The organism is Streptococcus sp. HMSC076C09 (genome assembly GCF_001837905.1).
Classification (GTDB): domain Bacteria; phylum Bacillota; class Bacilli; order Lactobacillales; family Streptococcaceae; genus Streptococcus; species Streptococcus parasanguinis_I.
The window spans coordinates 181,123-207,866 of record NZ_KV834646.1 but is presented as its reverse complement, the minus strand read 5'-3'; the positions used below and the strand labels follow the sequence as shown (position 1 = coordinate 207,866).

27 protein-coding genes and 1 other annotated feature are annotated in these 26,744 nt (G+C 42.2%); of the genes, 4 read left to right on the top strand and 23 right to left on the bottom strand.

The window, feature by feature from the left end:
- Nucleotides 1–91: 91 nt before the first annotated feature.
- From HMPREF2704_RS06625 to trpX, 16 genes are all read right to left on the bottom strand, one after another.
- On the bottom strand, nucleotides 92–1,015 hold the full coding sequence (locus HMPREF2704_RS06625; RefSeq protein WP_003007935.1) for an aldo/keto reductase: 924 nt from the start codon (nucleotides 1,013–1,015) through the stop codon (nucleotides 92–94).
- 111 nt (nucleotides 1,016–1,126) lie between these two features.
- A complete protein-coding gene (locus HMPREF2704_RS06620) occupies nucleotides 1,127–1,735 on the bottom strand; it encodes a hypothetical protein (protein WP_003007937.1) in 609 nt (202 codons plus the stop codon).
- On the bottom strand, nucleotides 1,732–2,361 hold the full coding sequence (locus HMPREF2704_RS06615; RefSeq protein WP_024056326.1) for a hypothetical protein: 630 nt from the start codon (nucleotides 2,359–2,361) through the stop codon (nucleotides 1,732–1,734). Before HMPREF2704_RS06615 ends, HMPREF2704_RS06620 begins: the two co-directional genes overlap by 4 nt.
- Entirely contained in the window at nucleotides 2,358–2,990 is a 633-nt protein-coding gene (locus HMPREF2704_RS06610; protein ID WP_070846038.1) for a hypothetical protein, read from the bottom strand. Before HMPREF2704_RS06610 ends, HMPREF2704_RS06615 begins: the two co-directional genes overlap by 4 nt.
- Complete coding sequence (locus HMPREF2704_RS06605; RefSeq protein ID WP_003007942.1) at nucleotides 2,987–3,616, bottom strand: hypothetical protein; 630 nt, start codon at nucleotides 3,614–3,616, stop codon at nucleotides 2,987–2,989. Before HMPREF2704_RS06605 ends, HMPREF2704_RS06610 begins: the two co-directional genes overlap by 4 nt.
- Nucleotides 3,613–4,221 carry a hypothetical protein gene (locus HMPREF2704_RS06600; protein WP_070846036.1) on the bottom strand — a complete coding sequence of 203 codons (609 nt, stop codon included), beginning with the start codon at nucleotides 4,219–4,221 and terminating at the stop codon, nucleotides 3,613–3,615. Before HMPREF2704_RS06600 ends, HMPREF2704_RS06605 begins: the two co-directional genes overlap by 4 nt.
- A 152-nt stretch (nucleotides 4,222–4,373) precedes the next feature.
- Nucleotides 4,374–5,588 carry an ABC transporter permease gene (locus tag HMPREF2704_RS06595; protein WP_023918604.1) on the bottom strand — a complete coding sequence of 405 codons (1,215 nt, stop codon included), beginning with the start codon at nucleotides 5,586–5,588 and terminating at the stop codon, nucleotides 4,374–4,376.
- A complete protein-coding gene (locus tag HMPREF2704_RS06590; RefSeq protein WP_023918606.1) occupies nucleotides 5,585–6,478 on the bottom strand; it encodes an ABC transporter ATP-binding protein in 894 nt (297 codons plus the stop codon). The genes HMPREF2704_RS06595 and HMPREF2704_RS06590 overlap by 4 nt, the downstream gene beginning before the upstream one ends.
- Before the next feature lie 11 nt (nucleotides 6,479–6,489).
- Nucleotides 6,490–7,293: a DUF3169 family protein gene (locus tag HMPREF2704_RS06585; protein ID WP_070846034.1), complete on the bottom strand. Its 804-nt coding sequence runs from the start codon at nucleotides 7,291–7,293 to the stop codon at nucleotides 6,490–6,492.
- 1 nt (nucleotide 7,294) lies between these two features.
- Entirely contained in the window at nucleotides 7,295–7,504 is a 210-nt protein-coding gene (locus HMPREF2704_RS06580; protein ID WP_024056334.1) for a helix-turn-helix transcriptional regulator, read from the bottom strand.
- A gap of 13 nt (nucleotides 7,505–7,517) precedes the next feature.
- A complete protein-coding gene (locus HMPREF2704_RS06575) occupies nucleotides 7,518–7,826 on the bottom strand; it encodes a PH domain-containing protein (protein WP_024056335.1) in 309 nt (102 codons plus the stop codon).
- 234 nt (nucleotides 7,827–8,060) lie between these two features.
- Nucleotides 8,061–10,466, bottom strand: a complete 2,406-nt coding sequence (gene pheT / locus HMPREF2704_RS06570; protein WP_070846078.1) for a phenylalanine--tRNA ligase subunit beta — start codon at nucleotides 10,464–10,466, stop codon at nucleotides 8,061–8,063.
- 73 nt (nucleotides 10,467–10,539) lie between these two features.
- Nucleotides 10,540–11,064, bottom strand: coding sequence for a GNAT family N-acetyltransferase (locus HMPREF2704_RS06565; RefSeq protein ID WP_070846032.1), 525 nt, complete (start codon nucleotides 11,062–11,064; stop codon nucleotides 10,540–10,542).
- On the bottom strand, nucleotides 11,058–12,113 hold the full coding sequence (gene pheS / locus HMPREF2704_RS06560; protein ID WP_070846030.1) for a phenylalanine--tRNA ligase subunit alpha: 1,056 nt from the start codon (nucleotides 12,111–12,113) through the stop codon (nucleotides 11,058–11,060). Before pheS ends, HMPREF2704_RS06565 begins: the two co-directional genes overlap by 7 nt.
- Nucleotides 12,114–12,427: 314 nt before the next feature.
- Nucleotides 12,428–12,847, bottom strand: coding sequence for a chromosome partitioning protein ParB (locus HMPREF2704_RS06555; protein ID WP_070661943.1), 420 nt, complete (start codon nucleotides 12,845–12,847; stop codon nucleotides 12,428–12,430).
- A 123-nt stretch (nucleotides 12,848–12,970) separates the two neighbouring features.
- Nucleotides 12,971–13,972, bottom strand: coding sequence for a tryptophan ABC transporter substrate-binding protein (gene trpX, locus HMPREF2704_RS06550; RefSeq protein ID WP_037615563.1), 1,002 nt, complete (start codon nucleotides 13,970–13,972; stop codon nucleotides 12,971–12,973).
- Between the two features lie 132 nt (nucleotides 13,973–14,104).
- Nucleotides 14,105–14,336 (bottom strand) — a binding site (T-box leader).
- A 150-nt stretch (nucleotides 14,337–14,486) separates the two neighbouring features.
- On the opposite strand from trpX, the gene HMPREF2704_RS06545 reads away from it, so the two are divergent.
- On the top strand, nucleotides 14,487–16,148 hold the full coding sequence (locus HMPREF2704_RS06545; RefSeq protein ID WP_070846028.1) for an Rqc2 family fibronectin-binding protein: 1,662 nt from the start codon (nucleotides 14,487–14,489) through the stop codon (nucleotides 16,146–16,148).
- A gap of 192 nt (nucleotides 16,149–16,340) precedes the next feature.
- Here HMPREF2704_RS06545 and budA read toward each other — a convergent pair whose 3' ends face one another.
- The 3 genes from budA to HMPREF2704_RS06530 all read right to left on the bottom strand — a co-directional run bounded on the left by budA (nucleotide 16,341) and on the right by HMPREF2704_RS06530 (nucleotide 19,524).
- Entirely contained in the window at nucleotides 16,341–17,057 is a 717-nt protein-coding gene (gene budA / locus HMPREF2704_RS06540; RefSeq protein WP_070846026.1) for an acetolactate decarboxylase, read from the bottom strand.
- Nucleotides 17,058–17,129: 72 nt separating this feature from the next.
- Nucleotides 17,130–18,359, bottom strand: coding sequence for a tetratricopeptide repeat protein (locus tag HMPREF2704_RS06535; protein ID WP_070846024.1), 1,230 nt, complete (start codon nucleotides 18,357–18,359; stop codon nucleotides 17,130–17,132).
- Nucleotides 18,349–19,524: an AI-2E family transporter gene (locus tag HMPREF2704_RS06530; protein ID WP_070846022.1), complete on the bottom strand. Its 1,176-nt coding sequence runs from the start codon at nucleotides 19,522–19,524 to the stop codon at nucleotides 18,349–18,351. The genes HMPREF2704_RS06535 and HMPREF2704_RS06530 overlap by 11 nt, the downstream gene beginning before the upstream one ends.
- A gap of 168 nt (nucleotides 19,525–19,692) precedes the next feature.
- Here HMPREF2704_RS06530 and HMPREF2704_RS06525 point away from each other — a divergent pair, with 168 nt between their 5' ends.
- A complete protein-coding gene (locus HMPREF2704_RS06525) occupies nucleotides 19,693–20,703 on the top strand; it encodes a lactonase family protein (RefSeq protein ID WP_049507697.1) in 1,011 nt (336 codons plus the stop codon).
- A gap of 95 nt (nucleotides 20,704–20,798) precedes the next feature.
- Nucleotides 20,799–20,984: a hypothetical protein gene (locus HMPREF2704_RS06520; protein ID WP_009731358.1), complete on the top strand. Its 186-nt coding sequence runs from the start codon at nucleotides 20,799–20,801 to the stop codon at nucleotides 20,982–20,984.
- 103 nt (nucleotides 20,985–21,087) lie between these two features.
- Here HMPREF2704_RS06520 and eno read toward each other — a convergent pair whose 3' ends face one another.
- Nucleotides 21,088–22,392, bottom strand: coding sequence for a surface-displayed alpha-enolase (eno, locus tag HMPREF2704_RS06515; RefSeq protein ID WP_049475342.1), 1,305 nt, complete (start codon nucleotides 22,390–22,392; stop codon nucleotides 21,088–21,090).
- A gap of 211 nt (nucleotides 22,393–22,603) precedes the next feature.
- On the opposite strand from eno, the gene HMPREF2704_RS06510 reads away from it, so the two are divergent.
- Nucleotides 22,604–23,056 (top strand): DUF1694 domain-containing protein, encoded by a 453-nt coding sequence (locus HMPREF2704_RS06510; RefSeq protein WP_045759659.1) that lies wholly within the window; start codon nucleotides 22,604–22,606, stop codon nucleotides 23,054–23,056.
- 43 nt (nucleotides 23,057–23,099) lie between these two features.
- On the opposite strand, the gene HMPREF2704_RS06505 is transcribed toward HMPREF2704_RS06510, so the two are convergent.
- From HMPREF2704_RS06505 to ezrA, 3 genes are all read right to left on the bottom strand, one after another.
- On the bottom strand, nucleotides 23,100–24,215 hold the full coding sequence (locus HMPREF2704_RS06505) for a glycerate kinase (RefSeq protein WP_049475343.1): 1,116 nt from the start codon (nucleotides 24,213–24,215) through the stop codon (nucleotides 23,100–23,102).
- Nucleotides 24,200–24,868: a phosphoserine phosphatase SerB gene (gene serB / locus HMPREF2704_RS06500; protein WP_070466271.1), complete on the bottom strand. Its 669-nt coding sequence runs from the start codon at nucleotides 24,866–24,868 to the stop codon at nucleotides 24,200–24,202. The genes HMPREF2704_RS06505 and serB overlap by 16 nt, the downstream gene beginning before the upstream one ends.
- A gap of 112 nt (nucleotides 24,869–24,980) precedes the next feature.
- Nucleotides 24,981–26,705, bottom strand: a complete 1,725-nt coding sequence (gene ezrA, locus HMPREF2704_RS06495) for a septation ring formation regulator EzrA (RefSeq protein ID WP_070466273.1) — start codon at nucleotides 26,703–26,705, stop codon at nucleotides 24,981–24,983.
- Between the last annotated feature and the right edge of the window lie 39 nt (nucleotides 26,706–26,744).

Here is a 26,744-nt window from a genome sequence, read left to right as displayed (position 1 = left end):
AAAAAGAAAGACTTGTCAAGAAAAATTCGTAAAGTATAAAACAAAAGACCAGCCCACTGATACAAGTGAAGTCTGGTCTACTAACAAGATTCTAAGGCAAATCATTTCCTGCAGCCAAGTAGATTTGGTACCATTCCTTGCGGGTTAGAGTGACTGTTGCTGCTTTCCCTGCTTCAAGGACATGCTGGGGTTTGGTCGTTCCGATGACAGCCTGCATCTTACCCGGATAGCGAAGGACCCAAGCAAGGGCGATGGCTGTCGGAGTGACCTGGTATTTCTTCGCCAAGTCATTGAGGACATGATTGAGGGCCGCAAACTCTTCCTTGCCGACAAAGTTCCCCTTAAAATAGCCATGCTGGAGGGCAGACCAGGCTTGAATCACCGTATCGGTTAAGCGACAATATTCAAAGACACTGCCATCTCGCACGGCTGCTTTTGGCCCTTCCATGTTGACATGAAAACCAGCCTCAAAGCTAGGCGTAAAGGCGGCACTCAACTGCAACTGGTTGACCTTGAGTGGTTGTTTGACAGCTGTTTTAAGCAATTCCATCATCATAGGATTTTGATTGGACACCCCAAAATGACGGACCTTGCCCGCTTGCTCCAAGTGATCAAAAGCTGCCGCCACTTCTTCCGGCTCCATGAGGGCATCCGGTCGGTGAAGGAGGAGACTATCTAAGCGCTCAATCTGCAAACGCTCGAGGATGCCATTGACGGAGTCCAAAATATAGTCCTTAGAAAAATCAAAATAGGTAAAGCCGTCTTTGCGAATCCCACACTTAGACTGGATCCACATCTGATCCCGAAGATCCGGACGGCCCTTGAGAACCTTCCCCAGCAGGATCTCACACTGACCATTGCCATAGATATCCGCCAGGTCAAAAGTGTTGATCCCAATCGATAAGGCCGCCTCCACCAAGGCCTCCACCTCGTCTTCACTCATCTGACTGATCCGCATCATCCCAAGGACAATCGTGGACAGACGCTCATTTTCAGCAAACTCAATATAGTTCATGTCCGCCTCCTTTTCTGTAGTTCTATTGTAGTGAAAAGGCTTGCAAAAGTCAATGTGAAATCAAAAAGCCCTCAGAAACAACTGAAGGCTTACAGATTGAAGTAGAATGCCTCATTCGTCGTCAACCAACTCCACTTCTCCATGGATTCGGATGTATTCTTCACGCTTTCGATCCAATTCTTCCCAGAGTGGCTCATCAACAGCTTTCATTGCTTCTATCTCTTTCAAGCTAATGTCAACCGCTTCATTGTAGGTTAAATGCAACAAATCTGCATGTTTTGTTTTAAATTCTTCAATGCTCAGCCATGTTTCCTTATCATCTTCGCTAATGTGACCGCCAATGGCAGAGGCTACCTCAATTGCCATGATATAAAGAGCTCGCTTATCAACCGTTAGAATATCTTTATGAGTCGTGATGATTCGTAGATAGTTTCCTTTTTCTCGTCCATCACTTTCATAGGAATCTACAAAATTTAAATTTATATCTTCATACTTAAAAGTCGCCCAAGGATCGTTGCCTACTCTAAAATCAGCCATTCCCCAACGCTCATCATTTGAAGAAAATTTATCCAAACTAACACTAAAATAGAAGTCATCATCACGTGCATAAGAAAACTCAACCTGCACTCCCTTACGTTCCTTGAACCACATTTTCCAAGGATATTCCATACAGGCTTGATAGATGTTAGTTTCGTAGTTACCTTTAAGATATAGTTTCACTCGTCGTCCTCGTCATCCAACTCCACTTCTCCATGGATTCGGATGTATTCTTCATTTCTGCGGTCATCTTCTGCCCAAACCGGGTCTCTCACATCATCCATAAACGGAATTTCCTCCAGACTCATCTCATTAGCCTGTTCATAACTCATCGATAGGATATCTTCATACCGGTTTTTAAATTCCTCCACACTTAACCAGCTCTCTTTATCATCTTCGCTAATCTGACCATCAATAGCAGTCGCAATTTCAATGGCCATAATATAGAAAGCACGTTTATCAACGGTGAGGAGTTCAAGGTGCTTAGTAGCGATTCTTAAACATTCACTTTTCTCACGAAAGTCCGACATCATAGCATCTTCGTAGTCTAGCTCTATATCTTCATATTTATGGGATAAAAAATCATATTTTATCCCTTCCTTAATCTGAACATTACTCCATCTATTATCATGCATCCACTTATTTAATTTTAAGTGGATAGAAAGTTTCTCGATTGGTAAATCTAGATACCCTGCATACGACAAGTCAGGTTCTATTCCATCTTTTTCCCCAAACCACATTCTCTTTGCTAGTTTTAAGTAATCAAACGGGATTTCTTTTGTATAGTCACCTTTAATATAAATTCTCAATCTTCTTCCTCATCGTCATAAACACGTTCGACATGGATTTTGATGTACTCTTCACGCTTCCTATCCAATTCTTCCCAGATGGGATCATCAATAGCGTCAATCGTCTGAATTTCTTCCAAACTCATCTCATTTGCTTCATCAAAAGTTAGAGATAAGATATCTTGGTGCTTTTCCTTGAATTCCTCGACTGTTAGCCATGTTTTCTTATCGTCTTCACTGATTTGTCCATTAAAGATTGTGGCAATCTCAATGGCCATGATATAGAACGCTCTTTTATCAAGAGTGAGCAGTTCAAGGTGGGTAGAAGCGATACGCAAACAGTCTCCATTTTCTCGAAAATCTGTTACATAAGCATTCTCAAATTCCAAATTTAGGTCTTCATCAATTTGTGAATAAAAACGATATTTTATCCCTTCTTGTATCGGAATACACAACCAACGTTCGTCATAATCCTGTTTATTTAGTTTTAGATGAATGGCTATATCATTCCCATCTCTGATTTGAAGAAAACCAGAATAGGAGAGAGATATACCTTCTCCTTGATAGCTTTCGAACCACATTCTCTTCGCTAGTTCTAAATAATCAAACGGAATTTCTTTGGTGTAATCGCCTTTGATATATAATTTCAATCGTCTTCCTCATCGTCATAAACACGTTCACCATGGATTTTGGTGTATTCTTCTCGAAGCCGTTCCTCCTCTTCCCATAGAGGATCTCTTACCGGTACCATTGTCTTTAATTCTTCCAAACTGATTTCAACAGCTTCATCATAAGTCAGTGAAAGAACATCCTTGTGATATTCCTTAAATTCTTCTACACTTAGCCAATTTTGCTTGCCGTCCTCGCTAATCTGACCATCAATGGCAGATGCTACTTCAGCTGCCATAATGTATAAAGCACGTTTGTCTACAGTTAAAACATCTATATGAGATGTTGCGATACGTAGATAATCTCCACGTTCTCTCCACTCTGTAATGAAAGTTTTTTCAAATTCAAGTGTTATACTCTCATATTCCAAAGACAACCAAGGATTACTAGGAATTATAAAAGGAGCCTTATCCCATCTTTCGTCAACTGAAGACCATTTGTGTAACCGAACACCAAAGTAAAAATCATCCTGTAACATAGCATCATCACCAACATTGGAGAAACTTATTTTCTTGCCATTCCGTTCCTTAAACCACATCTTCCAAACAAGCTCTCTAGTTGTGAAGTCTATTTTTTTCGTAAAATCACTTTTGATGTATAGTCTCATAAATCTGAGATATCGCCTCCATGTGCTAGTATATATTCTTTTCGACGAGTGGCTTCTTCCTCCCAAAGAGGGTCATCTACCACATCCATCATTTGAATTTCAGTCAAACTTCGTTCATTTGCTTCTTCAAAAGTTAGAGATAGAATAGCCTCGTGCTTTTTCCTAAACTCCTCGACTGTTAGCCATGTCTTCTTATTATCCTCGCTAATTTGCCCGTCAATCACCTTTGCAATCTCAAGCGCCATAATGTACATGGCGCGTTTATCAACTATTAAAACTTCTAGATGGCTGGTTAAAATACGGAGATAGTCTCCCTTTTCATTATAATCCGTAGCGAATGCATTTTCAAACTCTATCTCAATACATTCGTCAAGATGTGAAAAGAGTCTTCGTACCCCTTCCTTTAGGGGGACACTAGACCATCTCTTATCGGCAGTGCCTTTCCTCAGGGATAAATTTACAGAAAAATCTTCTTGTAATGCATCATTGTCTCCTGCATTTGAGTAAGATACTTGCTTTTCTTCTGGAAACCACATTTTGCCAGCTAGTTCTAAATAACCATAAGGTACTCTTTTTGTATAATCGCCTTTGATGTAGAGTCTCATTCGTCCTTTTCTCTATTCTCTTTATTCCCATCCATCATATCATAATTTAATAAATAATACATGTTCATATGAAGGTATATCGTTTTAAATAGTCCACCGATAAATTTCAATGCATGCTAAAAGCCCTCAGCAATAACTGAGAGCTCAGCTGATTAGCGATAGCTAAGAGCACGTTTGATGGTCTTCCATGGTCCGAGGTCATCGGTCTGAAGGATCAGGCTCGCATAGATACGGGCAATGAGCACTGTTCCCACAATGGTAAAGAGAACTGCAATTCCCAATGAACCCCAAGCTTCAAGACCAGTCGCGTAGCCATTGATGGTACGGAATGGCATGAAGAAGGTTGAGATAAAAGGAATGTAGGAACCGATCTTTAATAAGAAGACATCACCGGCACTTCCCAAGGTGGTTACCCCAAGGAAGCTAAAGATAACTAACATCATCAGTGGCGAAATCGCTTTTCCTGAATCTTCAGGTCGTGCAACTGTGGAACCTAAGAAGGCAGAGAGCACCACATACATAAAGATCCCAAGGATAATGAAGAAGACGGTATTAAGCGAGATCGCTTCTGCTAGGTGTTGGGTAATTGGAGAGTTTGGAGCGAGAATATCCTTGACAACTGGGATATCTGCTCTAAAAATCCAAACAGCTACTAACCCAACGACATAGACAAAAATATGGGTAAAAATCACTCCGAAGAGTCCGAGCATGCGTGCGAAGAAATAGTCGGTTGCTTTGATACTAGAGAAGACCACTTCCATGATCTTGGTTCCCTTTTCACTGGCCACTTCTTGGGCTGTGATACTAGAGTAGAAGATCAAAATCATATAAAGCAGCATTCCCAGACCACCTGCAACCATGGTTTGCACCATTTTCAAGCCTTCTTTTTTCTCGTCAATTTTTTCTTTGAGAGAAACCTGTTGAGACAAGGCTGTCAGCTGCTCTTTGCTTAGATTGGCACGCGCTAGATTGATCCCTTGTTGGACCTGGCTTAATTTCGCAGTGACAAGGCTTTTCAATTCCATTTTCATGGCTTGATCACCCACATAAGTGGCTTCTAGCTGGCCATCTTTTTCATCGACCGTTAGGTAAGCAGCTGCTTTCTCATCCTTGATAGCTTTTTTAGCTGCAGCTTCATCCTTGTAGTCCAAGGTCAAGCCATCAGTTCCTTTGAGACTTTCTTTGACAGCTGGAACTTCTGTCACCAAGGCCACCTGGTTTTTGGCATCTGTAGAAGAACCTGTCAGATAACCGATTCCAATGCTCAATCCTAAAAAGAGGAAGGGACCGAAGACCATGAAGAGGAAACTCCATGATTTCACTTGTCTGATATAGGTTTCTTTCATTACGACAAACATCTGTTTCATACTTCTACTCCTGATTCAAGTTTAAAAATCTCATCAATAGTTGGGGCTTGGTGGTCAAAGGTTGCTAGGTAGCGACCCTTGGTCAAGCGGTCAAATAATTCTGGACCAGCTGACGCATCATCCAAGATCAACTTCCAAGTACCTTGCTTGGTCATGCTGACCTTGGTCACGTGTGGCAGAGCTTCTAGCTCTTCTTTGCTAAAGTCGTTAGAAACAAAGAGACGAGTCTTGCCATAGCTATTACGGACCTCTTGGACTGGCCCTGAAAGGACAACCGAACCATCACGGATCATTAGGATATCATCACACAACTCTTCGACATTGGTCATGACGTGGTCAGAAAAGATAATGGTTGCCCCACGCTCTTTTTCTTCAAAAATGACCTGCTTGAGCACTTCTGTATTGACCGGATCCAAGCCGCTAAAGGGTTCATCTAAAATGATCAATTTAGGCTCATGGATCAAGGTGATGATCAATTGAACCTTCTGTTGGTTCCCTTTTGAGAGACTCTTTATTTTATCGGTCAATTTTCCTTTTACTTGGAGTTTTTCCATCCAGGTCGGTAATTTTTCCTTGACCTCAGCAGTGCTCATTCCTTTTAAGGCAGCCAAATAGCGGACCTGCTCAAAAATCGTGAGTTTTGGCATAAGACTACGTTCTTCTGGCAAATAGCCAATTTCCTTGTAGGTTTCTTGGGTGATCGCTTTGCCACCTAGGCGAATCTCGCCACTGTAGTCCAAAAAGCGCAAGATACTGTGGAAAATAGTTGTTTTCCCGGCACCATTTTTCCCAACTAAGCCAAGGATATGCCCTTGTTGAGCTGTCAGATCTACTCCGAAGAGAACCTGCTTATTCCCAAAGCTTTTTTCTAAATTTCTAATTTCTAACATAGATGACTCCTCTACTCTTTATAATAACGTTTGGTAATCTTGTACTGAGAGACCAAGATATAGACATAAATCAGTGATACCACTACTAATGCTAACAAGATATCTGTATGGAAAGCAATGCCAACTAAGAATATCGCAATTAAGGAAATCGGCAAGATATAATTGCTTAACTTAATGATAATTTCATAGTTTTCCTCGTAGCTAATCTGCTTTTCTGCTTCATCCATCATACTCATCATAAATTCACGCACTTCCTTGGCATTGGCATTGGCATTGCGGGGAATCGGTTTTCCATAAATCAGATGGAAGGTCTTGCGAAAGAAGATATCCGATAGGAAAAATAGGGCAATCAAGACAAGAAAGAGATAGAGCATGGTAAAGTCTCCAAAGATAAAAGCCAAGTGCCCTGTGGAAGGTCTATCCATATACACCCATTGACTATAAAAGATGATGACTAAAAAGTATGGCAAGATCATGACTCCTTTAAAAATGGTCGCTAACCCAAACAGTTTTTCCTTCTGGATGTCATAGTGATAGGCTTCCTCTTCGTCTTCTATCTGGAGCATTTTTTGATGGACTTTTCTCGCGCTTATTAGTAAGGCTATCGTGACCATAAACACGATAAGAAACAAAAGTATTGAACCCCAAAGGAGTCCTTCTTTACTAAAGAAGGATTGGATTTCAAGGGGTTTTTCGGATCCGAACATGCCTGTCAAAAAACCAATGACTCCTCCAATCAAGCCGGAAACTGTAATGATTCCGACATTTCTCCAAAACCGGTAACGAGCGGATCGTTCTTGTTGTTGCTTTTTCATATTATTCTTCTCCCTCTACTAGACTAAAGACATTCTCCACTGGTTCATTGAAGATCTGGGCAATGGTCATGGCGATAATGACAGAAGGTGTATACTCACCACGTTCCAAGAGACTGATGGACTGGCGCGAGACCCCTGCTAGCTTGGCTAGCTCGGATTGGTTGAGTCCATCACGCGCCCTCAGCTCTTTCAATCGATTTTTTAAAATCATGGCATCAGCCCCCTTATAGTTGAATACCTTGAATATCTTCGATACGGACTAACTTGGTTTCCCTCTGTTGTTTATGAATCACACGGGTCAGTTTGACCCAATCTTCATCGATATCTATAATTTCATACTCAAATCCAACACCATCTACTGTAACAGTGGCCGTTTGGCCTTTCAATTCTTCTAAAAGTCTAGACATGTCTTGATTTCCTTTCACTTGTTTTTCTAATCGTCTGATGCGTCTGTTCAATCCTTTTATCTTCTTTTCTGAGCTTGCATAAACGATAACCAGAAAAGGGATAAATAGAATCCATATGGCTCCCATAAGAAACCTCCCCTTCTTTCAACTAAAAACATTGTAACACTTCTTTTTCTTTTTGACAAGCATATTTGTCAAAAAAATAAAAATATTTGTCAATAATAGCAGGATGGTTGACATGGATATTTTGAGTACTTAAAGGAATTTCTTTATTTTTATAGGGTTTTAAGGCCTATAACTTGCAAATCCTGGAAGAAAAAAACAGTTGAGAAATTCTCAACTGTTTCATCTTTTTACATCTTAACGCACTTCTGCATTGACTTTTTCTTCAAGTGAAGCTTGGATTTTTTCCATGTAGCGTGCGACTTCTTCATCTGTCAAGCTATCTTCTGGATTTTGGAAGGTCAAGCTGTAGGCCATAGACTTCATGCCAAGTCCTAGTTTTTCACCTGAGAAAACGTCAAAGAGTTTGATATCTGTTAAGCGTTTCACGCCAGCAGCTTGAATCGCATCAACCACTTCTTGGTGGGTCACTTCTGCTTTGAGGAGAAGGGCGATATCACGGCTCACAGCTGGGAATTTGGTGATTTCCACAAAGGCTGCGGCTGGTTGAAGAGCTGCTTCAATAGCAGATAAGTTCAATTCTGCCACATAGGTTTCTGGAATGTCATAAGCCTTAGCTGTTACAGGGTGGACTTGTCCCAAGACCCCAATCACCTGGTCACCAAGTGAGAGCAAGGCTGTACGTCCTGGGTGGAGACTCTTGATTTCCTGTGTTGCTGTATAAGTCACTTCAAGACCCAAGCGAGTAAAGAGGACTTCCAAGATTCCCTTGGCATAGAAGAAGTCAACTGGAACAGCTGGAGTTTGGAAGTCTTTTTCAGCAACTAAGCCAGTCAAAGCAAAGGCAAAGCTATTGATTTCGTTTGGCAAGTCTTCTTTTGGATTACCTGTCTGTTCAAAGACTTTTCCGATCTCATAGAGGGCCAAATCTTTGTTCTTACGAGCGACATTATAAGCTACAGTATCCAAGATTCCTGAGATCATATTTTGACGGAGGACCGAACGATCCACAGTCATTGGCCACATGAGCTCCGTTAAGTTGCTTGGTGCAGTCGTGAACTCCACTGCTTTTTCAGGAGTTGTCAGTGCATAAGTAATGATTTCAGTCAATCCAGCCCCTTCAGCGATAGTCCGAACTTGGCGACGCAATTTTTGAGTCGCTGTCAATTCACCTGCTGTCCCGTCATCTTTTGGAAGGGTTGCTGGTAATTTGTCATAACCATAAATTCGAGCAATTTCTTCAAAGAGGTCCGCTTCGATAGTGATGTCCCAACGGCGACGAGGAACGCTGACTGTGAAGCTTTCTGCATTTCCAGAAAGGCCAAAACCAAGACGACGGAAGACATCTTCGACATCCGCGTAGGAAAGTTCTGTTCCAAGGACACGGTTAACGTCTGCAAGAGTAGAAGAAACTTCTACATCAGAAGTGTCTAACTGGCCTGCTGAAACGATGCCCTTACGTACGGTTGCACCAGCCAATTCAGCAATCATACTTGCTGCGGCATCAAGGGCTTCATTAACAGTTGCCACATTGATGCCTTTTTCAAAGCGAGAAGATGATTCAGAGCGTAGGTTGAGGCGACCACTAGTCTTACGGATCGATTTGCCATTGAAAACAGCCGCTTCAAGAACTACACGAGTAGACTTTTCAGAGATTTCTGTAGCCTCTCCCCCCATGACACCTGCAAGGGCAACAGGTTTGTCAGCAACCGTAATCACGAGGTCACTTGTTTCCAACTCACGCTCTTCCCCATCCAAGGTCACTAATTTCTCACCTGCACGCGCTTCACGTACACGGATGTCATTTCCTTCAAAGGTATCCAAGTCAAAGGCATGCATGGGCTGACCAAAGTAAAGCAAGATATAGTTGGTCACGTCAACCACATTATTTATGGGACGGATGCCTTCATTCATGAGGAGGTTTTGCAACCATTGTGGACTTGGTGCGATGGTTACATTGTCCAAGATACGAGCTGCATAATAAGGAGCCTTATCTGTGTCGATGCTGACAGAAAGAGCATCCGCTGCAACTTGGTCTGTTTCTGTTAAAGTAAATTCTTTGAAGTTGACTGCCTTGTCATAGATGGCTGCTACTTCATGTGCTACCCCACGCATCGAAAGAGCATCTGCACGGTTTGGAGTGATAGAAAGCTCGATGATTTCATCATCCAAGTCTAGGTAAGAGAAGACTTCTTCTCCTGGAACAGCATCCTCTGGCAAGATTTGGATGCCATCCGCAAATTCTTTCGGTACAACGGAATCAGAAATGCCCAATTCACCAAGTGAGCAGATCATTCCGAGAGATTCCAACCCACGGATTTTCCCTTTTTTGATCTTGTAGTTGTCCGCGATGCGAGCACCTGGAAGAGCCACCATGACCTTGATGCCTGCACGCACATTTGGTGCTCCACAGACGATTTGACGGGCTTCTTCTTCACCCACATTAACTTGGCAGACATGAAGGTGTGTCTCTGGCACATCTTCACAAGACAAGACTTCTCCGACGACAATTTTTGAGAGACCATCAGCAGGCGATTCCACACCTTCTACTTCGATCCCTGTAGTTGACATTTTTTCAGCCAATTCTTCTGATGGCACATCCACGTCCACCAATTGTTTTAACCATTTATATGATACTAACATAATTCCGATCATAAGATCCCACTAGGTGAGATCTTCTCAATTCCTTTCTCTCAATTTGAACCCACAATTAAGCTTACGGATTCTCCTTCAAATGCTTGCGCAGCAACCAGTCTGTATCCACGGTTTCCCCTGTGATAAAGTGGTGCTCGCTAAACCGTTCAAATCCGAATTGTTTGTAAAAGTTTTGTGCCTTAAAATTTCGTTCCCAGACACCCAGCCAGGCCCAGTCAAATCCACGTTTTTGAGCCTCTTTCAAGGCAAAGGTAAACATTTCCTTGCCATAGCCCTTGCCATGATGTTCTTTTTTGACATAGATGCGCTGGATTTCAAAAGCATTGTCCATCTCTACTGGCTCTGTTTGTGCCTTACCCCAGTTAAACTTGAGAAAACCACAAATTTCCTGATGGTGATCAAGGACAAAATAGGTCTCTGATTCCGGGTCTGCCAAATCCTTTTGGATTTGCTCTAGCGATAAAACTGTCTGGTAATAATCTTCCATATCGGCATCCGAGATGTAGGGACCAAAGGTATCCCCGTAGGTTTCCACCTCTAATTCCCTTAAAATTTGAAATTCATTAGGCTTAACTTTTACTAACATGATAATTTAAATTGTTCTGAAAAACGGATATCCCCTTGATAGAAGCCACGGATATCATTGATTCCGTAACGAAGCATAGCCACACGCTCTTGACCAAGTCCAAAGGCAAATCCTGAATAAACTGTTGGGTCAATACCACTCATCTCAAGGACGCGTGGGTGAACCATACCGGCTCCCATGATTTCAATCCAACCAGTTTTCTTACATACGTTACATCCAGCTCCACCACATTTGAAGCAAGAAACGTCCACCTCAACCGATGGCTCAGTGAATGGGAAGTAAGAAGGACGCAGACGGATTTGACGTTCTGCACCAAACATCTTTTGCACGATCAATTGTAGCGTTCCTTGAAGGTCTGCCATAGAAATGTTCTTCCCAACAACCAAACCTTCGATCTGATGGAACTGGTGGCTGTGGGTCGCATCATCTGTATCCCGACGGAAAACACGCCCTGGAGAGATCATCTTCAATGGTCCCTTGCTAAAGTCATGCGCATCCATCGCCCGCGCCTGTACTGGTGAGGTATGGGTCCGAAGCAAGATTTCTTCTGTGATATAGAAGGTATCCTGCATATCCCGCGCAGGGTGATCTTTAGGCAGATTCATGCGTTCAAAGTTGTAGTAGTCTTGCTCCACTTCAAAGCCATCCACGACTTGGTAACCCATTCCGATAAAGATATCTTCGATTTCTTCACTGGTTTGGGTCAAGATATGACGGTAACCACTAGCAACCGGACGCCCTGGAAGCGTCACATCGATACTTTCGCTAGCTAGTTTAGCTTGGACTTTCTTTTCTTCCAAGAGTTTGGTTGTTTCTTCAAAAGCAGCCGTCAAGACATCGCGAGCTTCATTGACGTGTTTCCCGATAACCGGACGCATCTCAGCAGAGACATCTTTCATCCCTTTGAGGATCTCAGTCAAAGATCCTTTTTTCCCAAGGACAGAGACCCGTAGTTCTTGCAATTCTTTTTCATTTTCAGCAGAGATCTGCTTCAAAGCTGCCAGCGTTTCTTCGCGAAGCGCTTTTAATTGTTCTTCAATCGTTGACATATTTCCTCCACCATGGTCCCTCTACAGACATAGAAAAAACCACGCGCCAACACCCACATTCGGAGCGTTGACACGCGGTACCATCCGTTTTTATCTGTAAACCAGACCTTAATTTCTAAATCCTTTACGCAAGTGAATTCACTCAGCTTTCATGCAAAGAGCTTTCAGTCACGGCCCTTCTCCCTGTCGCACTTCCATTGAGATACTAGTCTTGCAGATTTCTATTCGATTACTATCTAGTTTAGCAGATTTTTTGTTAAAAAACAAGTTAGATGAGACTAATTTCAATAGACAAAGGAACAAGAGGCAGTGCATTATCTATTTACCTTGTCTGTTGCATCTGCTTTCTTCTTCAATAGAAGAGTGGCTGCTTGGTTAAAACCATCACACCAGTTATACCATTTTGCTTCATACTCATCTTGAGGTAAGATACGATGTTTTAAATCCAAAACAGAGGTTATCTTTCTTTCCTCGCAAGCTTGCGCATAGAGAGCATACAACTCATCGCCACCATCTCTATCAAGCTCAGCAGAAATCATATCCCGACCTGCCAATAAAGCCTGATAAGCCCTGTGATGCCCGTCTGTAATCAAGAAGCGATTTCCAAATGCAAGAACACTAATTGGATCTACATTGATGATGTCTGCCGACTGATCCAGCATCTGAATAGCTTGTAACTTCTTTTCTGATAAATATAGTTGGGTCGGATGAAGATCTGTTATATTAACTTCCATATCTTTCTCCTCTATCATGAGTAACAAAGCTGGTCGTGAGCACTGGTAAACATTTTTAAATATCACAATTTAAAGACCTACCAATGCTAAATTCCCCTGCCATTCTTGTGATTCGTTTCCTTTTTATTTAATGACTTGTCCAGCATCTTTCAAGACAGATTCTGGAATAGTAATGCCCAATTCATCAGCGACTTTTTTATTGATGACAGATTTTCCTTGGCTAAAGATTTCAACAGGTGTATCCGCAGGTTTTTGACCTTTCAAGATCTTCGCAGCCATTTTACCAGTTGCTACTCCAAGATCATGTTGGTCGACAACGACTGAACCAAGACCACCAGCTTCTACCATAGCTGTCGCACTTGGGAAGATTGGTTTTTTAGCTGTTTTGTTTGCTTCGACTACAGTTGAGAAGGCTGAAGCGATGGTGTTGTCAATTGGAACCCAGATGGCATCCACTTTCCCAGTCATCACAGATACTGTTGAAGCAATTTCATTTGTAGAAGGTACTGAATAAGGAACCACCTTGTAACCTGCTTTTTCAGCCAATTTTGTAAATTCTTCTACTTGCGTTTTAGAATTATCCTCACTGGTTGAGTATAGGATTCCGATTGTTTTCACGTTTGGAGTCAACTCTTTGATCAATTTCAACTGTTGCTCAGTTGGATTGTGGTCAGATACCCCAGTGATATTGCCACCTGGTTTTTTTAAATCTTTGACCAATTTAGCACCGACCGGATCGGTGATAGCACCCATGACAATTGGTTTGTCTTTGGTTGCACTAGCCAAACCTTGAGCAGATGGAGTTGCAATCCCAATCAAGACTTGGTTATCCTTGTCTACCAATTGTTTACTCATGGTCGCAACTTTGTTTTGGTCGCCTTCTGCATTGAGGAAATCAATGTCCACTTTGTCCTTGTCATAACCTTCTTCAGCTAAACCATCTTGAATCCCTTTGTAGATCAAGTCGAGCGAAGGGTGGCTGACCAACTGCAAGACCCCAACTTTAGCCTTTTCATTGCTGCTTGCTGCCTTGTTATCTTTGCCTGCTGTAGCTGAATAGATCGCTGTCCCAATGACTGCTGCTGCAATCAAACCAATAATTCCCATTAAACGTTTATTTTTCATTTTTAATACCTCTTCTATTTTTCATTTTCTTCTTTTTTTCCATCATCTAAAGACTGCGACGCCATCGTTTCTTCATATCTTTTCTCCCTTCTCATCTAAAACAAAAAACACGCCCACACATAGCAAAAGCTATGTGAGGACGTGTCATCGCGGTGCCACCTCACTTATGGGAAAAAGATAGTCTCCCCCATATCTCTGTCTTGTCTAGCAACAAGTTGCACGATAAGGTGTGCCAACCGAATTTTTATTGTTTCAAATTCATCTCATCATTAGTCCAATTTCATAAACTGCCGCTACCCACTCTCAGCAACCGTGGGCTCTCTTGAAACTTTCATTTACTACTTTTCTAATTTCTTACATTTTAAAATTTTCTTTCAAAATTGTCAATACTTTTTCTGCATTTTTTTGAAAACGTTCGCATTTTCTATTGAACAGCCCCTAGCTTCTTTCTAGGATTTCCGCACTAATTTTGATATAATTTACTAGAATAAACGCTAGAATGATGAGGAATCCCATGTCTTTTGATGGATTTTTTTTACACCATATGGTGCAAGAATTGAAGGCCGAACTATTGAGCGGTCGCATTCAAAAAATTAACCAACCTTTCGAGCAAGAATTGGTGCTCCAAATCCGAGGCAATCGGAAAAACCAAAAGCTCTTGCTCTCTGCCCATTCTGTCTTTGGACGGATTCAACGGACCCAGACCAACTTTGAAAATCCTGCCTTTCCCAATACCTTTATTATGGTTATGCGCAAATATCTTCAAGGCGCTGTCATTGAAGGAATTGAGCAAATGGAAAACGACCGGATTCTTGAAATCCGTGTCTCCAATAAAAACGAAATTGGAGATGCCATTTCTGTCAGCCTCATGATCGAAATCATGGGCAAGCACAGTAATATTATTCTCCTGGACCGCACCAGCAATAAAATTATCGAAGCCATTAAACATGTCGGCTTCTCACAAAATAGCTACCGGACCATTCTCCCTGGATCAACCTATGTAGCTCCTCCGAAAACCAACGCAGTCAATCCTTTTACAATTGGAGATGAAGCCCTCTTTGCCCTTCTTCACAAGGAAGAATTAAGCCCAAAGAACCTTCAAAAATGTTTCCAAGGTTTGGGGCGAGATACGGCTCAAGAATTGGCCAAGCGACTTGAGACGGATGAAAAATTAAAGACCTTCCGTGCCTTTTTCGAGGCACCTTCTGAGCCTCGCCTAACGACCAAATCCTTCTCGGCTATCCCCTTTGCAGATGCGACCAATCAAACCTTTGAGACACTTTCCGATCTGCTGGATAACTATTACCGAGACAAGGCTGAGCGCGATCGAGTGCAACAACAGGCCAGTGAATTGATCCGCAAGGTCGAAAACGATCTTGAAAAGAACCGGAAAAAATTAGCCAAACAAGAAGCTGAGTTAGTGGCGACCGACAATGCGGAAGAATTCCGCCAAAAAGGAGAATTGCTGACAACCTTCCTCCATCAGGTACCCAACGACCAAGACCAGGTTGTTTTGGATAATTACTATACAAATGAACCGATCACCATTCAACTTAACAAGGCCCTGACCCCCAATCAAAATGCCCAACGCTACTTCAAACGCTACCAGAAGTTAAAAGAAGCCGTCAAACATTTGACCATCCTCATTCAAGAAACCAAGGAAACCATTTCTTATCTTGAAACTGTTGAAACGGCCCTTTCTCAAGCGAGCCTGGCTGAGGTGGCAGAGATTCGTGAAGAGTTAATCCAGACCGGCTTTATCAAACGGCGCAACCGAGAAAAAATCCATAAACGGAAAAAACCAGAAAAATACCTGGCTAGTGATGGCAAAACCATCATTTTAGTGGGTCGCAATAATCTGCAAAACGATGAACTGACCTTTAAGATCGCTAAAAAAGACGAGCTCTGGTTCCATGCCAAAGATATCCCAGGCAGCCATGTCGTCATTACAGGAAATCTCGATCCGACGGATGAAGTGAAGACCGATGCCGCAGAGTTGGCCGCCTACTATTCCAAGGCCCGTCTCTCAAATCTGGTACAAGTAGATATGATCGAAGCCAAGAAACTCAATAAACCAACCGGAGGAAAACCAGGCTTTGTGACCTATACTGGCCAGAAGACTCTGAGGGTTACCCCAGAAGAAGAAAAAATCAAAGCCATGAAACTAACAGACTGATTTCAAAAATAAAAGAGAGTGGGACAGAAATCGGTAATTCGTTAGAATTCGATTTCGTCGTCCCACCTCCGCACAGTTGAGTAGGGCTGTAAAAGCTGATGAAATCAGCGTAGTAGAGCCCACTCAACCACTGCGTCTTGCTCGACAATCCAAAAATAATTGAGAGGCTAGGACTTTTGTCCCAGCCTCTTTTTATTCTGCTTTATGGATATCTTCTTTGACCTCATCGACATTGAATTTGGCAAAGAGGTACTGACGGTCTTGGACTGGGAAACGTTGATCCAGCTGATCGATAGCCCCCACCTCTACAATCCCTTCTGAGATGACAAAATCCATTACATGGCCACCAAAGGTATGGTCATCTGAAATAAAGTGCAAATGGTATCCTGCCACACTCACGCCATGGAAAATTTCTGGTGTCCAAAAACCGACGATGGTCCCTGTGACATTTTCCCGTGTATACTCTGGCTGATGGGTTGCAACCTCTGCAAACTTCATCTCTGGTGTTGATTTTGGAATCATACGGACATGCATCTTGACAAAGTCACCACGAATCTTAATGGAGCGAAAAAGATTTTCGCCATCGTAATAAGACTCAATACGAGCTTCCAATTCCTCGTCCGTCATTTCAAAGCGTTGACGGAAAATCACTTCTGCTTGGTGAGGAACGACTGCTGCATAAGGAACCTTGGCATCCGGAGAAACTTCAACAATTTCAGGATGGTCGCCAGATCCCTTGGCCTGATATGCCTTACCATCTAATACGATCAACTCTCCATCAATAGAATCCAGCGTCCCAATTCCGAGGTTCCCATGTTCTAAGAGTTCTCCTATCGTAAATGACCCCCCGTACAGACCCGCCATTAGGGCACCTAAGGTATTGTATTGAAAAAGTTTCACTGGTTCCATGTTTTTCTCTCCTCATTCTATCTTCTACCAGTATACCACAAACTATTCCGAATCTTCACGATATGGTTTTGATTAGAGGCTATCATAGAGGGTTTGCATCTGCACATCGTCTGGTACGATCGCCAAATACTGATTAGCCACTTCACGCGCCTTCGTCACATCTCCAGCCTCACGCAACAAATAAACATAGGCTTCGAGGAATTCTGGGTTGTCCTTTAAATCCTCATAGAGCTCTTGGTAGGCTGAGACGGCCTCTTCTGTTTTCTCCAAGGCAGCCAAAGCACGGGCAATGTTCCAACGGGTGACAACCGTTTCGACTTCTTCATTTTGCCAATCCAAGACTTGGTCAAAGCGTTCCTGTTCCAAATAAAGGGTGGTCAGGCGAAGAGCAATCTCTTCTATATCATCTGCCACTTCTTTAGCCTCTAATAGATAAGCTTCTGCTTGCTCAGGTTGGTGGAGTTCATAAGAAAGCTGAGAAGCAAGGAGCTTCAATTGGGCATCAAATGGATTCTTCTGGATCCCTTGTTTAGCAATCTCAAGCGCTTTTTCACGGTCATTTTCAGCCTGTAAAGCCAAGGCATAACCATACTCATAGCCCTCAAAATCAGGCGACAAGGTATCAATTTGTTTGTAGTAGATCAGGGCTTTTTGGAATTCTTCTTGGTCAGACAATAGGGTCGCTAATTCGTAAGCAATCTGGTCATCAAACTCAATCTCCAGAGCTTTCTCTAAGAAAGGAACAGCTGCTTCAAACTTACCAAGATTGGCATAGGCAAAACCAATCCGTTGATAGGTGGAAATTCCTGTTGCTTCCAAAATCTCCCGATTGTCTAACTGGGCATACTCTTGGATAGCCTCTTGATAGCGTTCCAATTCCAGATCAATTTCAGCTAGCCCTAATTGAATGATGGGATCATCAGACAGACTGGCTGCTTCAACTAACTTTTCACGCGCCACATCTGCGAGACCTTCCAGCTGATAGAGATCGGCCTTAACCAAGAGACTGGCTACATACCAGTTAGACTCAGGGCCAATTTCTTCTAAATATGCAAAGGCCTCTTCCGTTTGCCCTTCCTCTGCAAGGATGGTTGCCAAACTCAGATATACTTCTGGATAGGTTTCTGCAATCTGTTCATAAACCTCTTTTGCCTGAGGATAAAAACCGATACTTTCAAGATATTGACCCAAATCCAATAATTGCGCTTCACTATCTTCTAACAAGGCCTTTTGAAATTGAACTTCTGCTTCTTCTAGCTCTTGCTGATCAAGAGCCTCTACCATTTGTTGACTATGACTCACTCTGTGTTTCCTCTTCTATTTCATTGTGTTCTTCATACAAGCCACTAACGACCTTATACCATTCAAAGATAGCTCCGATCACCACCTTAGCAGATGCATAGACCGGAATACCAAGGAAAACTCCCCAGATTCCAAACATAGATCCTGACGTCAAGAGCACAAATAAAATGGTAATCGGATGGATATTTAACTGACTTCCCAAAACCAAAGGTGATACGAAACGTCCTTCAATGGTTTGCTCCACTGCAAATACAATTAAGACCTTGATAAACATCTCTGGTCCTGCTACCAAGCCCAAAACTAAAGCAGGTAACATGGCTAAGAAACTACCCAAGTAAGGGATCAAATTCAAGATCCCCGCAGAGATCCCAAGTGTCACCGCATAACGTAAGCCAATGATCTTAAAGAAGAGGATAAACATAATGGCGACGACAATGGCTACCGTAATTTGCCCTCGAACATAATTGGAGAGTTGGGTGTTGACATCTGAGAGAACTTGTTCAGCCGGTTTACGAATCTTAGTCGGTAAGAAGCGAACAATGTGGCCCTTTAAATTTTTTCCATCTCGAAGAAGATAAAAGACAATAAAAGGCATGATGATCAAGGCAACAATGACTTGCGAAGCCACTCCGATCAAGTTGCTGACCCAATTGACAGCCCGCCCAGAGATCGAACTCGCCCAAGAAGTAATGTTTGCAGACAATTCCTTAGTGATCTCATCTAATTGGGGTTTGATATCTGAGGAGACGCGATTATCTAGAAAATCATCGATGGTTGCATTGGCCTTTTCCAAATAAGTTGGCAGGTTATGAAAGAAACTCACCACTTGTCGTTGGACGGATGGAATCACTACAGCTAGACCCCAAATTAAAAGCACTGCAATCAAGAAAAAGACTAAGGAAATCGCAAAAATCCGCTTGAGTCCTTTTCTTTCAAGAAAGTCAACAATAGGGTTAAGCAGGTAATAGAGCAAACCAGAAATAATGACAGGCAGCATGACGGCTCCTGCAAACTCAAAAATAGGAATAAAAATAAAGGTGATTTTACTCAAAACCAAAAGGTTCAAGCCCAACAGCAAGGTAACTAAAAATACGGTAATGGCCTTGTTGTCTAAAAACCATCTAAAAAACCAGGACAAACTAAACTGTTTTTCTTTATTATCCACAGAGAACTCCTTTTCATTTCAATCTGTTTCTATTTTAGCATTTTTTGAGCTTGAAGTTACGAAAAAACTAGCAAAATAAGAAAGAAAGGCCCTCGCCTTTTCAACTAGCAATTGCCTTCCAATAGGACCTTTGATATAATAAACCTAACAAATCATACGAGGTGTCCTATGTCTCAAACCATTTATTTCGGTACCTATACCAAAAAAGAATCCAAAGGAATTTACAAGGCACAATTTGACCCTGAAACAGGGACATTGAGCCAACTTGAACTAGTGGCAGCTGAGCCCAATCCAACCTATATCGCTTTTTCTGAAAAAGGCAACCTCTACAGTGTCGGAGCTGAAGAGGGAAAAGGAGGAATCGCAAGTTTTACAGCTGATTTTCAGCCGCTCAATCACGTTGTTGAAGAGGGAGCACCACTCTGCTATGTCTCTGTCGATGACAAGCGTCAACTGATCTATGGAGCCAACTATCACAAAGGCCAAGTTCTCGTATATAAGCTAGAGTCAGATGGGCGTTTGTCCTTTGTCAATCAAGACACCCACCAAGGAAGTGGTCCTCATGCCAATCAAGCAAGTCCACATACCCACTATGCAGACCTTACACCAGATCAGTACTTGATCACGTGTGACCTAGGAACAGACAGTTTGCATGTCTATGATGTCAGTGAGGAAGGAAACCTAACCCTGATCAATCAGTATCAAACAGCTCCAGGGGCAGGACCTCGTCACCTGGTCTTTCATCCCCACTATAAGACTGCCTATCTCATCAATGAATTAAATGCTACGATCGATGTACTCTTTTATGACGGTATGGGTGAATTCGAACACTTCCAAACTGTTTCCACAATTCCATCAGACTACGATGGTCAAAAATGGGCTTCTGCGATCAAGCTCTCAGCTGATGGAAAATTCCTCTATGCATCTAACCGTGCTCACAATTCCATCGCTGTCTTCAAAGTTGTGGCTGATGGTAGTCTAGAACTGATTGAAATTGTTCCAACTCAAGGGCTCAATCCACGTGATTTCACGCTTAGTCCTGATCAAAACTATTTGATCGCAGCCCATCAAGATTCACCTAATGCCACCGTCTTCAAACGAGATTCTACTAGCGGAAAATTGACCCTTCTATCCGACGACTTCTATGTTCCAGAGGCCGTTTGTACAGTTTTTCATTAAGTCGTTTTAGTTGTCAAACCTCTAAAAAAATGATTAAATAGATGAGAAAAAGGCGCGAGCCTGACTTCACAACTTATATTTTAGGAGATCCAAGCATGAATCCAATGGACTTATTTAACCAAGTAAAAGAAATGATCGAAAAGAAAGATTTCGACGCTGCAAAGAAATTTGTTGATGACAACAAAGACAACCTCGGTGACTACCTTGAACAAGCCAAAGGGCTTGTATCTGGAAATGAAATGGTCAGCGGTGCCTTGGACAAAATCAAAGGCTTGTTCTAATAGAACTACTCCTCAACGCTTTAGTTGAGGAGTTTTTGTTTATACCAATCGCAAAAAAGATCCTTGAGAAAACTCAAGGATCTTTTTAGTCTAGTAAACTAGATTATTTCTTAAGGTTGTAGAATGATTTCAATCCACGGTATTCAGCTACTTCACCAAGTTGATCTTCGATGCGAAGCAATTGGTTGTATTTAGCGATACGGTCTGTACGTGAAAGTGAACCAGTCTTGATTTGTCCTGCGTTTGTTGCAACTGCGATGTCAGCGATTGTTGAATCTTCAGTTTCACCTGAACGGTGTGATACAACGGCAGTGTAACCAGCTTCTTTCGCCATTTCGATAGCATCGAATGTTTCAGTAAGAGTACCAATTTGGTTAACTTTGATAAGGATAGAGTTAGCACATTTTTCTTCGATACCACGTGAAAGGTAGTCAGTGTTTGTTACGAAGAAGTCGTCACCAACCAATTGAACTTTACCACCAAGACGTTCAGTAAGAGCTTTCCAACCGTCCCAGTCGTTTTCATCCATACCATCTTCGATAGTGATGATTGGGTATTTGTTTACCAATTCTTCAAGGTAGTCGATTTGTTCAGCAGCAGTGCGGACAGCAGCTCCTTCACCTTCGAATTTAGTGTAATCGTAAACTTTGCGTTCTTTATCGTAGAATTCTGATGATGCACAGTCAAATCCGATAAATACGTCTTTACCTGGAACATAACCAGCAGCTTCGATAGCAGCGATGATAGTTTCTACACCATCTTCAGTTCCGTCAAAACGAGGAGCAAATCCACCTTCGTCACCAACGGCTGTTTCAAGACCACGACCTTTAAGGATTTTCTTAAGTGCGTGGAAGATTTCAGCACCCCAACGAAGAGCTTCTTTGAATGTAGGTGCACCAGCAGGTACGATCATGAATTCTTGGAAAGCGATTGGAGCATCTGAGTGAGATCCACCATTGATGATGTTCATCATTGGAGTTGGAAGAACTTTAGTGTTGAATCCACCAAGGTAGCTGTAAAGTGGGATTTCAAGGTAGTCAGCAGCAGCACGAGCTACAGCGATAGACACACCAAGGATTGCGTTTGCTCCCAATTTACCTTTGTTAGGAGTACCGTCAAGAGCGATCATTGCACGGTCAATAGCTTGTTGGTCACGAACATCGTAGCCGATGATTGCTTCAGCAATGATGTTGTTTACATTGTCAACAGCTTTTTGAGTTCCAAGACCACCGTAACGAGATTTGTCACCGTCGCGAAGTTCTACAGCTTCGTGTTCACCAGTAGAAGCTCCTGATGGAACCATACCACGTCCGAAAGCACCTGATTCAGTATAAACTTCTACTTCAAGTGTTGGGTTACCGCGTGAGTCTAGGACTTCGCGAGCGTAAACATCAGTAATAATTGACATTTCTTACTCTCCTTATTGAGTTATATTTTTTACTCCTCTATCATATCGTAATTAGGCTATTTTTTCAAGAAAAAACAAGGAAATCTACGAAAATTGAGAAGTTTTTAACAAGAAAACGGTTCCACTGCCTTATTTTCTTCCATTTCCCTTCCTTATTTAATTTTTTAGCATTCCTCTACTCTTCTGCTACGCTTTATGCTATACTAAACTTATGACAGATATTAATAAAACGATTTTAGAAAAAGCTGCTGGTCCTACTCGGTTCAATCCTGATGAACAGCGTCGATTTTTGGAGACATATGAGGAGCGTGTGATTGCATCATGTACCTTGGAGGAGGCAAGGGACAATCTCTATTTGGAGCACTATTCTTCAATTCTTACGAACATTTCAGAACGCTTTGAACCTGTATTGGTCAAGATTTCGCCTGCCTTGGATGAAAGCAGCCAACTTCAATATTTGAAAAAAACAAAGGATCTTGGTCTTGTGGCAAGCATTGTTTCAGATGACTGTCGCCACTCTCCCTTTGGTCTCATCATCCATACTGATCATCCATCTGGAATTTCTCCAACCGATATCAGCCTCCAGTATCCAAATTTGTTTGAAAAGAAGGAAGAGAGCACAGCACCTGAAAAAAAATCATTTTGGAAACGCCTCTTTGGCTAAAGAAAGAACCAATTGAAAAGGAATTTCCTTTTCAATTGGTTCTTTAGTTTGCTTTCATTTTTAAGAGGTTACCAATATTTCGAGCACAGGAAATCAGATTTTTTTCAGCATGAGTAAGTGCATCTGCCACCTCACAAGGACCTGGTACAATAGAGAAGGCAGCCTCAATATGATGACTTGGGAAAGCTGGCAAATCCTCTGCTAAGGCCCCACAAATAGCAAGCACTGGGATCTTATCTGGTGTTCGTTTGGCTACCCCGACAGGAGCTTTTCCAGACAGAGATTGGAGGTCCATCCTACCTTCTCCCACGACGACCAGATCCGCTTTTTGAACCTTACGATCGAAGTCGATTAGATCCAAACTTTTCTCAATTCCCGAGGAAACCTGACCACCCGCAAATGCGACCAAGCCAGCTGCCATGCCACCTCCAGCTCCGGCGCCAGCCATGGATAAAATTCGGGCATCTGCTAGCTGGTAAAAATCCTGCATAGCCTGGTCGACAGCTGGAAACAGAAGGGGATTCAAACCCTTTTGCCCGCCAAAGATATAGGTTGCTCCTTGACTGCCACAGAGAGGATTGGTGACATCCGTTAAGACCAGGAGCTCGATGTCTTGTAAAGCATTTGGAACCGCACTGGTATCTATTCTATCCACACGACCGATCGAAGCACCTACAGGACGAAGCAGATGACCTTGGTCATCATAGAAGGCTACCCCTAGTCCGGCTGCCATCCCAATCCCACCATCATTGGTCGCTGAACCACCAATTCCCACACAGATCGTTTTAACCCCTTGGTCAACCAATTGCAAAATCAGTTCACCAATTCCTCGTGTCTCTAGTTCTAGTGGATTGCGTTTTTCAGCTGGGATAGAGCCTAAGCCAACAAGAGAGGCCATCTCAAAAAATGCCATCTCATCTTTTTGGTAGTAAGACATTGAAACAGGCTGTCCAAATGGTCCGGTTACTTGCGTTTGGTACTCAGTTACATCTAGAACACCAGCTAGGGTTTCCATGGTTCCTTCGCCACCATCCCCAATAGGAAGGAGGTCAAAAGTTGCATCTGGTAGAGCCTCTTGAAATCCTTTTTTCAAGGCTTCTGCTACTTGTTTGGCAGATAAGGATTCTTTAAATGAATCCGGGGCTAGTAGGATATGCATGCTGTTTCCTTTCTATGCTGGTCTAAAATTTCAAGAACAAGGCTTAAATCCCTCTTCTCAATACGATATAGGGCTCGCTCAGCGACGATTGGCTTGGCCATAAAGGCAATCCCGATACCGGCTGTTTCAATCATCGGAAGATCATTGGCACCATCTCCCATCGCAATCGTCTGACTTCGTGGGACATGATTTTCTTTCGCCCATGTCAGGAGGGACTCTTTTTTCCTTTCAGGTGTGATTATCCCACCGAGGACTTTACCTGTCAAACAACCATCAGAAGCCTGCAAACGGTTGGCGCGGACCAGATCAATTCCTAAAGACCTCGCGATGGGGTCGATGACTTCATGAAATCCCCCTGAAACAAGGCCAACCTTGTAACCTCTTTGATGAAGTTCCGTGATTAAGGTCTTAGCTCCCGGTGTGACGTCCATCTGCTCTACAATTTTCGGAAAAATAGAGGCCTCTAATCCCTTCAATAAAGCGACACGCGCCTGTAAAGATGCTTTAAAATCCAACTCTCCATTCATTGCTTGTGCCGTAATCTCTGCTACTTTTTGTCCCACGCCAGCTTCTTGAGCTAGTAAATCAATTCCTTCTTGTTGGATCAAAGTTCCATCTACATCCATAACGAGGAGACCGGTTACTTCTTTCATCGCTTTCCTTTCTTATTTCTCCCTTACTATACAAAAATAGGGTTTAAATTTCAAGTTTCAATGATCATTTGAAGATAAAAAAACGACCTCCTAAAAAGTCGTTTTTTTGTTATTAGAAGCGAATTTGCTCCCGAGTTTTTTCATACGAAGTAACAAAGCGATCGGTCACTCCAGCTTCTACCATCTCCAAAGCATCTGAGATGACTTTGAAGGAAGCCGCATAGTCATATTCTCTTTCGAAAATATAAAGGGACTCATCAAAGGCAGCTTGAACATGATCATCAAATGAACGATAGCGATTTGAATATTGCAACAACTGCTCCGTTAAAGTAGCATTTTGTACAATTCGATAAGTCGCTTCTTCCAATTCATTCATATCATTGGTCAAAATATCTAACAAACGATTGGTTGATTCGATGTTGATTTTATCCCCTTCCAACTCATCCATCAAAGCCTCTGTATTGTTGCTTGCTGTGAAGAATAATTCCAAGAATTCTTGAGGGATTCCTGGCAAGTTTCGTTTGTCCATATAGCGTTTAATGGCATGCAAACGGTTGGCATAGATATTAACTTTTTGGCGAGCATTGGCATCGTCTTTTTCAATTTTTGAAAGGGAATCACTTAAGCCAATTTGCTCATCTTCGATTTCTTTCAAGCGAGCTTCAATAGCTTCTAATTCTTCTTCTACAATAGAATAGGCCTTTTGTGTTTCAGATGAATCTTTCAAGGCATCTTCTACCACATTTTCTTGTGAAGATAGCTCAGCTTCCAACTCTTTTAACTGTTGGCTGAAGCTTTCATTCAAGACGAATGTTTTACTAAGGCGTTCCACTTCTGCTGCAAGGTTGCTATTGTTATCTTTTGCGTGTTTCAAATAGCCAGGCAGTTGTTTCACTAACTTCTTCACGACTTTTTGTGATTCGATTTCACGAGTAAAGATGTGATACAATGCATCGATTTCCTCTTGAATTTGCTCATTTTCGTAAATAGCATTGTCCAATTCAAGCGCGGATACATTTGCCATATTGTTCTTCAAGGAAGCATGCAACTGTTGGAAACGAGATTCAATATCTGTTTCAGTGAAGTGGTAGCCAGATTCCAAAAGCTTGCGGTAGCCACTTTCCAAATCCTCTAATTGGTCTGGAAGTTTTGACTGAAGAGCGGTGACAATTTCTGGCACTCGCTCAACAATTTGTTTTAAGGCCACAATATGATTCTCAGCTGTATCAAGGATTTCAGCTGCTTCAACAGGGTCACCTGAAGAATTCAAGGTGACAAATTGTGAAAACTCAGATTGAATATTTCCAATTTGCTTTTCAATTTCAGGAAGCGCACTGCCATAACGATCTGGATCTGAAGTGACTTCTTTTTGAAGTTCTTCAAACATATCTAAGGCATGAACCACGCGTCCGCTATTTTTTTGTTCTTGCTCTTCAAGATCTGAAAGGGCTTGGCGAATCGCTTTGATATCTTCGTCGATCAACTGGATCTGACTTTCGATATTGTCAATGGCTTGTTTAGCCTTCATGAAACGGAAAGAATTATTATAGCCTTCCGCTTCAAACAGATTGTTTTCAATATCAGCAAATGAATTTAAGGATAAATCTACCCATTTTTGATTCCATTCACGAAATGCAATTTGACTTTGACCAATCAAATGCATGTTTTTTACGGCCTCTACTTCATCGTTGACCGGAAGGTTGTATAACTTTTCTTTTCGTTCTTCCAGTGCTGCCAGTAAGGCTTCATTTCGTTTTCTCAATATGACTGCAACCACATATCCTACAATCAAGATAAGGGCGACAATAAAGATGAGAACAATTAGTCCACTAGACATATAAAAACTCCTTCATCGTATTACTTGAACGTAATCCTA